1 protein-coding gene is annotated in these 1,572 nt (G+C 74.2%); it reads left to right on the top strand.

What is annotated here, in order from left to right; translation table 11 throughout:
* Nucleotides 1-228: 228 nt before the first annotated feature.
* Nucleotides 229-1,536 (top strand): HD-GYP domain-containing protein, encoded by a 1,308-nt coding sequence (locus ABZZ74_RS42525; RefSeq protein WP_356949498.1) that lies wholly within the window; start codon nt 229-231, stop codon nt 1,534-1,536.
* Nucleotides 1,537-1,572: the final 36 nt, after the last annotated feature.

Raw genomic sequence — 1,572 nt, 5'->3', positions numbered from 1 at the left:
GGACCTCGCCGCGTTCCAGCGGGAGTCACCTGCCGCCGTGGAGGAACTGAGCAAGGTGCTCGCGGAGGACGTGCCGGGCTGAACATTCGACCACCGCTCACTCGAACGGGCTAATCCTGAGGCTATATGCCCGCAGATTCCCCCATAGCGTCCCCTTCGTAACGCTCCGCGCCCTAGGCTCCGTTGCCGGAACGGGCACGACGGGAGGGCGGACGGGAGGGCGTGGGCGTGGAGGCGGTACCGGCACGGGCACGCGCGTACGTAGCCGGGCTCGTCGTCGTCACCCTGTGCTGTCTGCTCCCGCTGCCCGAGACGCACGCGCCCTGGTGGGCGGTCGCTCTGCTCGCCGCGCTGTACGCGGGCGGTGAGCAGGCCGCCGCCCGTCGGCGCTTCGCCGGAACGTTCTACCCGGTCCTGCTCGCCGGCGCCTTCCTGTTGCCGCCGCCCGCCGCCGCGCTGGTCCCGGTGTCGGGCGCGCTGCTCTCCCGGGTCGAGCAACGCCCGTACGCGCTGCGGCGGATCTGGCGCGCGGCCCAACTGGCGCTCGCCGTCTGGGTCGCCGGGCGGGTGCACGAGGCGCTCGGCGGATGCGACGCCGTCCTCACGCCCGACTTCCCGTACGTCCTGGTGGCCGCCGGAGCGGCGGTCCTGGCCTTCTGCCTGGCCCTGACGGCCCTGGAGGGCGGGATCCTCGCGCTGGCCGAACGGGTTCCGGTACGGCGGGCCTGGCGCGGGCTGTTCGTACGGTCCCTCGCGCCCGTCGCCGTGCACGGACTCGCCGGGCTCATGATGGCCGTGCTGTGGCGCAGCCCGTACGGCCCGGTCGCCGCGCTGCTCGTGCTGCTGCCGATGTGCGTGTCCTGGTGGGTGTTCGCGCAGTCCCACCGCGAGCGGGCCGCGCACCGGGCGACCATCCGCGCACTCGTCCAGGCCGTCGACATCAAGGACGGGTACACCCGCGGACACAGTGAGCGGGTCGGGCAGGCCTCCATGATGATCGCGCGCGAACTCGGCATGGACGACGCCCGCGTCGAGGTGCTGCGCTTCGCCGGGATCCTGCACGACGTGGGCAAACTCGGCGTCCCCACCCGGCTGTTGAGGAAGGACGGGCCGCTGACGCCCGAGGAGCGGCGGGTGATCGAGCTGCATCCCGAGTACGGGCACGAGATGGTGCGCGGCATCGGGTTCCTGGGGGAGGCGCGGGCGGCCGTGCTCCACCATCACGAGCGGCTGGACGGCAGCGGCTACCCGTACGGGCTGATGGGCAGCCAGATCCCGGAGTCGGCTCGGGTGGTGGCCGTCGCCGACGCCTTCGACGCGATGACCTCCACCCGCTCCTACCGCCGGGCCCGGCCCGTCCCGGCCGCGCTGGAGGAGCTCGGGCGGGGCGCGGGCGCCCAGTTCGACCCGCGGATGGTCGCCGCGCTGGTACGGGCGCTGGCCCGGGAGGGCTGGCACCCCGCGGTGACGGCGGACGAGGAGCACCCCGGAGCCCCGGCCCCACCCACCAGCGACCGGGAGGGGGTTCGTCGATGACGGTGCGGCCGCGCAGCGCGTTGTTGGCCGGGCTCG

Source organism: Streptomyces sp. NPDC006476, from assembly GCF_040612015.1.
Taxonomy (GTDB): Bacteria; Actinomycetota; Actinomycetes; order Streptomycetales; family Streptomycetaceae; genus Streptomyces; species Streptomyces griseorubiginosus_B.
Note: the sequence above shows the minus strand (reverse complement) of the source record. Positions and strands in the feature narration are given on the sequence as shown.